Annotated in this window: 3 protein-coding genes, 1 pseudogene and 1 riboswitch; of the genes and pseudogenes, 1 reads left to right on the top strand and 3 read right to left on the bottom strand. The window is 58.1% G+C overall.

Features of this window, described 5'->3' with window-relative positions:
- Nucleotides 1–62: 62 nt before the first annotated feature.
- The 3 genes from G113_RS17930 to G113_RS17920 all read right to left on the bottom strand — a co-directional run bounded on the left by G113_RS17930 (nucleotide 63) and on the right by G113_RS17920 (nucleotide 5,614).
- Nucleotides 63–1,403 carry a glycosyltransferase family 2 protein gene (locus G113_RS17930; RefSeq protein WP_005908176.1) on the bottom strand — a complete coding sequence of 447 codons (1,341 nt, stop codon included), beginning with the start codon at nucleotides 1,401–1,403 and terminating at the stop codon, nucleotides 63–65.
- The gene (locus G113_RS17925; protein WP_005908174.1) at nucleotides 1,396–2,739 is read right to left on the bottom strand and encodes a TackOD1 domain-containing metal-binding protein; all 1,344 of its coding nucleotides are present in this window, start codon (nucleotides 2,737–2,739) and stop codon (nucleotides 1,396–1,398) included. The genes G113_RS17930 and G113_RS17925 overlap by 8 nt, the downstream gene beginning before the upstream one ends.
- 1,042 nt (nucleotides 2,740–3,781) lie before the next feature.
- Nucleotides 3,782–5,614, bottom strand: a complete 1,833-nt coding sequence (locus G113_RS17920; RefSeq protein ID WP_005908172.1) for a M3 family metallopeptidase — start codon at nucleotides 5,612–5,614, stop codon at nucleotides 3,782–3,784.
- A 303-nt stretch (nucleotides 5,615–5,917) separates the two neighbouring features.
- Nucleotides 5,918–6,001: riboswitch (cyclic di-GMP riboswitch) on the top strand.
- 58 nt (nucleotides 6,002–6,059) lie between these two features.
- Here G113_RS17920 and G113_RS17915 point away from each other — a divergent pair.
- A pseudogene (locus G113_RS17915) lies at nucleotides 6,060–6,937 on the top strand (lytic polysaccharide monooxygenase); the annotation flags it as partial.

Raw genomic sequence — 6,937 nt, 5'->3', positions numbered from 1 at the left:
GACCCGGATCCCTTCATCCGAGGTAGCATCGCGTTTCTTGGGTGGATTGAACGTTACTTTCATCAGAATTTGTTTCCTCGTTTTAATACCCACCAGGGCGCCATGCTGCTCTCTTCATGACCGCGCCGGAATATTTCATTAAGCAGTGCGACGGCACACCACAGGCGCATCAGCAAGGTATAGACAGGGTACAGACACAACCATGGCAGCATGCGCAGATCCGTTTTGGGTCGCTCGGAAATCGCGAGCAGAAACACCAGAAAATTGACCAGGGTGAGAAACAGGTAGACCAGATAGAGGCAGAGCATCAATGCCGTCACGAACTGGCCCGGATAACTGAATACCAGCCACCAGCTGTATCCCATGACCAACAGCGGCAGCACGACGTTTTGCGCCACCCCATAGACTAAGGTGAACAGGAAAGTCTTCCATCCCAAGATACGCGGCGTCAGCGACAGTTTGTGCTTGCGCAGGTAGAGAAACAGCAGATCCCCATCCCAGCGCAGACGCTGGTTTGCCAGAGTCATCAGATCCGCAGGGGCATCAGTATGGCCTATGGCCCTGGGGGCAAACCCGATCTTCAGCTTGGGATGGCGCTTGAGGTAGTGCTTGATCCGCACAGTCAGATCCAGATCTTCCGCCGTGTGGGTATCCCAACCCCCGATTTGGCGCAGGAAGTCACGGCGAAATGCCCCGAACGCCCCAGAGATATTGTTGATCAAGTTCCATTCGCTCAAACCCGTCTTGCCTCCCTGCATGGAGATCATGTACTCGATCCCTTGCATTCGGGTGAGCAGGCCATCTCGCAAGTTACGCACCCTCAACGCACCGCCGACGGCAGGCACGTCCGGATCATCGAAACAGGCCACAATCTCGTCGATCATGTTGTTGTCGAAGGAGGTGTCCCCGTCGGCATTCATCACTATCTCGCCGGTTGCCGCAGACAACCCGGCATTGAGCGTCGATACCCGTCCACCACGCTGCCACTTGGGCAACAGCACCAGGTTGCGCGTCTCGCATCCCTGAAATTCGGCGATGCAGTTCAAGGCCGCCTGATAGGTATGGGCGTTGGCGTTGGCACCATCGATCACCGCAATGATCTCCAGATGACCGCGATAAAGCTGTTCCTTGAGGGTCAGGATAGTGGAGCGGATCGCCTCCCCCTCCCCATAGCAGGTGATGATGCAGGAGACCTTGGGGCAACCACGTGACAACGGCAGATCGGAGGACTTGGGGACCTGACGGGCAAACCACTTAAGGATCCCGGTCAGAGTCAGTGCCATCAGGGGCACCTCCATCAGCAGCAGCATGGGCAGCAGCAACAGGATCATCCTGGGTGAAAATTGCAGGCTACCCAGGATCTCGGTCAGGATGTAACGGATCGTACTCATCCACTCAGGCATCCGGGATGCTCCCATCCAACCAGTGGCTCAGCCAGAGGCCGGTATCGTCACCCAGCACAGTGGGGAGTGGCTCTGCCTTAACATTCAGCGTCAGCGCATCCAGTCCCTCGACGTTGTTGAGTGCCAGGATCCGCCCTTGCAGGACCTGCCAATCCTCCACACTGGTATGCGGCAACAGCAGCAACAGCTGATCGTCTGAATACTGGCAGACCACATCGGTATCCCGAAACAGTGCCTGCAGACGGGCCAGCAGAGCAGCCAACCGCTGCTGGGTTTTCAACAACCCCAGCTCGGCGCGCAGTTCAGCAAGATGTTCGACCCGGATGGCCAGCAGGGTATGGCTGCCGCCATGGCGCTGCAGCAAGCTGTTATTCCACTGCAACAGCCAGGGGAAGTGATCCATGACCATAGGTGCCCCCCAGGTCAGAGGTAGATGCAACTGATGGGTACCCTCACGGGCAATATGGCGGGCCAGCTTGCCGATGCGGTACTCATAGATGGGAGACACCACTAGGTCATCTGGCTTGTGCGCATGACCACACTCATGGCATCGAGCCTGTACCGCAGCCTCCATGAAACGGGCATGACAGGAGAGACAGCGGTACTTCTCCAGCGGCCTGTCATAGTCGACCCCGATGTGACGCAGGGTTGTCACGCACTTGGGGCAGCGCAATATACCCTGCTGCATGAAGGCATCCTGATCATCCACATGGCCGCAGGTGAAACAGTGCACCGCAGGCTTGGCCTGAATGGCGATATGGGAGCATTCAGGACACACATCGACGAAGTTGAGATGAGCCGAATTGCAGCTGTTGCACAAGCGCACCCGATCGACCAGTTGCTCACTCTGCAACAATCGCTCAGAGACCAGTTGTGGCAAGGATGCTCCGGCATCGGCTCCTAGCAGGCAATCCAGCAACGGATAGCTGTAACCCTGACGACAACCGGCCTGCCAGCGTGGCAACAGGCGAAAATGCGCACGGGGCCAGCTGTACCAGGCCAGCTTTTCCATGTCATCCGGATGCTCACGCGGCGTCAGCAGCGCCAAACGTTCCAGCATGTCGGGTACTCTCTCATCTAGCTGAGGCAAGAGACCATCCGCCAACATGGGAGAGAGCGGACTCTGCAATACGCAAAACACGGGATACAGGTAGCGGGAAGGGTCGCAGCGAACCACATGCAGCACCCTATCTTGCTCATCGGCAGGCAGATTGAGCAACAGCACGGGTTGCTGTACCGGATCCCACAGGGATAAATCGAGAAGAGGCTGGGTCACACGATCCACCGAGCCTCCCAGCAACGCAATCTGGCCGGGTTGTTCACTCATGATCATCATTGGGAAATACCCTCTTTCCATTCGCTGACAAATAAGAGACCAAGTCAATAAACGGACCGACCGATTGGCAGTCACCATCAAGACTAGGGCAATATCGCTGGCATGCGTATTACCTTGCCCGGTGCAGCATCGGCAGGGTTGTCAACGTTATCGACGAATAGCATGAAGCAGGCGAATGCACTGGAAGGATTGAGAGCTGACGCCATTTTCATGTGCGGCTCAGCCATCTCGAGGAAAAGAGATCTGAAGCTTTCCGAACCCGACTCGCGTCGGGGGTGGCGAGGGGGCACATTCTGCCGCGGTAGATTAATTAGTCAACTCCCGGGAGCGCCCCCTAAGCCCCAAAAAAGACCACGATGAAGATGACCTCTGGTGGAGCGACACAAAGCAGCTCATTGATTACTTAATATTTTCAGACTTGGATGCATGACCACTACAACAGAAATTAAAGTGTTGGTGACGACATGAACTATCGCTGTTGTCGGGTGCGAATAATGGCTGAAAGACAGGAAGGTGGTGTTGCTATCAGACGAGGCCTTCATACCGTACGGCAGCGGCGTCCCTGCTGTCACGCCCTTCCCAGGCACAACAAGCGAAAACTCTGGACTACCATCACCCCCGAATACCCTGGTCATCAGGATCAACCGGAGCTTAATCGTACAAGACAATCCCCCCGTCGACCCGAAACGCAGCTGTGTGGTGAAAAGGGGCTCATATGGCACATTTCCACCCAGAGAGTCCGAGTGAAAATAAAGCTAAATGGCAGCAACTAGCTGCTGATGTTTGCCAGCGACAGTTTCCGTCAAACGGCTCGCTACACTCTGCAAAAAACCAGCTCCTATTCGAGCTACAGGACGTAAACGATTGACCCTGACTGCCACAACAGGCACTGAGCATGGCCAGCTTCCATCAATTAGGTACCAGCTTGCAATCCCTGCTCACCCAGCCGAATCAAGGTGCTAACCGGGTGTATGCCAAATAATGAGCCCTGCCAAGGACGGAGCTCATTGATGGATGGGAGAACTCAGAGGATGACTGCGGATCAGGGCTGATAACAGCCGCGGATCCAGGCGGCGAAATCAGCCAGCATCCTGAGTTCGGACTGGCTGTTATCCGCCACCAGCTTGTCACCATGGACCACTCGAATATGGGCATTGAGTGGCGCGCCCTCAGCGGCCGATGGCCGTTGCTGCGCCGCCGCCATGCAAGCCTGAGCTTGCTGCCAGGCCTGGGCGACATCCAGATTGCAGGCATCGGCCAGCGGCCGGGCACTGAATCCCTCGCCGGTGAGGCTCTGCAGCGTCTGGTCATGGGTCATGCCGTTGCCAGGCCCCCAGTAATGGGCGGCAAGATCCGGGCCTATGCGCGGATTGTCGGTGAGATAGCCGTCGCGTTTGAGGAAGTAGGCCCGGGTCTGCTCCACTGCCATCAGGGCCAGCAGATAACCATGATAGGCGCAGGCCGACTCCTGATTGAGCAGATGAGGAATGGCGAGCAAGGGGCGCGGACTCTCGACTCCCAGGATCTGCCGTTCCCATTGGCGAGCCAGGGCCAGCACGGTCTCCGGGCTGCGCTCCTCATCGCTCATGGCATAGAGATCCCGCTCGAAATAGGCGACCAGGGCTATCTGACGTTCATTGAAGGCCCGAAACGGTTGGCGTGCCGCAATCATCTCTTCAATCAGCACATCCGGAATGGCGGTGCCGTGCTCGTCCTTGGCATAACGTTTCAGCCAGTCCGCATCTTCGAGCAGGCTGTCACAAAACATGGACTGGGTCTCGGCATACGCCATGGAGGTGGGAGGAAACTCCTGAGAGAAGCAGGGCGCATTGCCGGTCACGTTGGCAAAATGAGCGGCATGCCCTCCTTCGTGGAACAGGGTATTGAGCCCGCTCCAGCCGCTGCCGACCTGACCCGGGTTGGCCAGGCTGGTGAAGTTGACCACGGCCGGCACCCACTGCCCCTCCTGCCAGAAGCTCGGCACTGGGCCATGGCAGAAGCCGTTCTCATACTTGCCGGGCCTGTCCAGCAAGTCCAGGGTCAGCACGGCATCCCGGTACTGGATGCCGAGGCGACGGAAGCTCTGCACCCAATCTTGCAAGGCACGGGAGAAAGGGACATAGGGATCGAGCTGGCGGGTCACGTCGCCACTCACCGAGAAGCGCAGGTTATGGGGCTGCAGCGCCGCCTCCCCCTTGGCCTCTTTAAGTTCGGCCAGGCTCTGGCGGGTACGCGCCTCGGTGCGGGCGATGAAATCATCCAGAATGACAAACAGCTGCTCTGGGCTCATCTGCTCATTCTTGCGCACCTTGTATTCGAAGTAGTCGCGATACCCCATGGTGCGGGCAAAGCGATTGCGCAGCTGAACGATCTCCAGGAAGCCCGAGTCCAGGGCCCACTGCTCCAGAGTATGGAAGAGTGCCACGGCGCTGGCGCGCACGGCTTCAACCGGGCTCGCGACCAGAGAGGCACCGGCGGCGGGCAAACTGCCGGGAACTGTCCGGCCCTGTTCGTCCAGCAGCTCCAGCTTGAGCTCCTTGCGGCGGGCGAAGAGCTTGGCCTCGGCGGCCACCAGTTCGTCCATCAGGGCGGCGGCGGCCGGATCCTCGATGACATTGCACTCGAAGAAGGCCAGCCAGCCCGCAAGCCCCCGCTTGAGATCCGTCTCCTCGGCCTGGGCCAGCATGGCTCTGAGCTCCGGCAACCGGGCCGGATTGGCACAAAACCCCTTGTAGGCCTGCTCGGCCGCGGTGAAGCCAGCCTGATCATCGCTGGTACCCATATAAGTCGACCAGAACAGATCCTCTTTGCGCCTGTGCAGCGCCAGATAGTCCTGATTCAACTGGTTGAAGTAATTCCTGGCAATGGAATTCATAAGTTCCCTCTTGTTGTGATGGGGTCAATCCGGGTTGGCCCTGATGCTATGTACGCTGGGATGCGCTGTTCCACGCTAGCAGAAGCCAAACCATCTGTCTGCGCCCTCCATCACCTCTGAACAATGGCTGTTATTTCAAACCATTAGCAGGTAATAGCACGATTATTTCTTCAGCAGGCAAGCCATCCGCTGTCGCACAAAAGGTGGTCGGCAGCTCCGATCAGTTCCTTTTTTGCTAATTTATGTTAATTTTTTGTTCAAAATTAGCCATTATTGGTCGTCGACTGAAACCGACACCCAGACACAGTCATTTGGCAAACTGGTCGAGAGGCCAGGACGCAAAGCCTCCGGTCCCCTGACCAGTCAAGGGATAGCGGGGTTGCAGCAGGTGTTCGGGGGTTCCCCGCCAAGCTGACTGCCCAGACAGACTCAATACAAGGAATCTATGGCAGTGAATCAACCACTTCATCGTCTTGCCGTCATCACCGCCCTGCTGGCCAGTGGTGGCGCCCTCGCCCACGGCTACATCAGCAGCCCGGAAGCCCGCAACACTCTGTGCAAGAACGGCGGCAACATTGGCTGCGGCGCCATCCAGTGGGAACCTCAGAGCCTGGAAGCCCCGTCCGGCTTCCCGGACGGCGGCCCTGCTGATGGCGAAATAGCCGCAGCCGGCCATGCCCAGTTCGCCGAGTTGAACGCCCAGACCAGCGATCGCTGGACCAAACGTAGTGTCAGCGCGGGCCCCATCGACATCAGTTGGACCTTTACCGCCAATCATGTCACCCGCAACTGGCGCTACTACCTCACCAGGCAGGATTGGGATCCCAACCAGCCCATAAGCCGAAATAGCTTCGATCTGACCCCCTTCTGTGTCATCGACGGCGGCATGGTGCAGCCACCCAAACAGATGACCCACAGCTGTACCCTGCCAGAGCGCACCGGCTACCAGCTGATCCTGGGAGTCTGGGAAGTCGGGGATACACCCAACAGCTTCTACAACCTGATCGATGCCCGTTTCCAGGAGGGTGATCTGCCGCCGCTGACCTGGAGCCAGAGCGGCACCATCTATCCCTCTCTGGATCTCCGGACAGGAGACAAGGCCATGACCCGGGTGTTCGATGCCAATGGCGAGCGTCCCGATCTGCAGACGGTACTCACCGTCACCAGTGACGAGCAAGGGCTCAAAAACAACTGGGCGCAGGCCCTGGCCAGCCAGATAAACGCCGAGCAGAGCCAGATCCGCGCCGGGCCAGCCGGGCAGTGGCGACAGCTTCAACCCCGTCTACGGCCAGAACCCCATCTATCTGAAGGCAGGTAGCGGCC

The organism is Aeromonas molluscorum 848 (assembly GCF_000388115.1).
Lineage (GTDB): Bacteria > Pseudomonadota > Gammaproteobacteria > Enterobacterales > Aeromonadaceae > Aeromonas > Aeromonas molluscorum.
This window is presented reverse-complemented; position numbering and strand designations above follow the sequence as displayed.

Excerpts from the sequence above, each read along its gene's own strand:
- G113_RS17925 (WP_005908174.1), bottom strand. The coding sequence starts at position 2,739 with ATGATGATCATGAGTGAACAACCCGGCCAGATTGCGTTGCTGGGAGGC.
- G113_RS17930 (WP_005908176.1), bottom strand. The coding sequence starts at position 1,403 with ATGCCTGAGTGGATGAGTACGATCCGTTACATCCTGACCGAGATCCTG.
- G113_RS17920 (WP_005908172.1), bottom strand. The coding sequence starts at position 5,614 with ATGAATTCCATTGCCAGGAATTACTTCAACCAGTTGAATCAGGACTAT.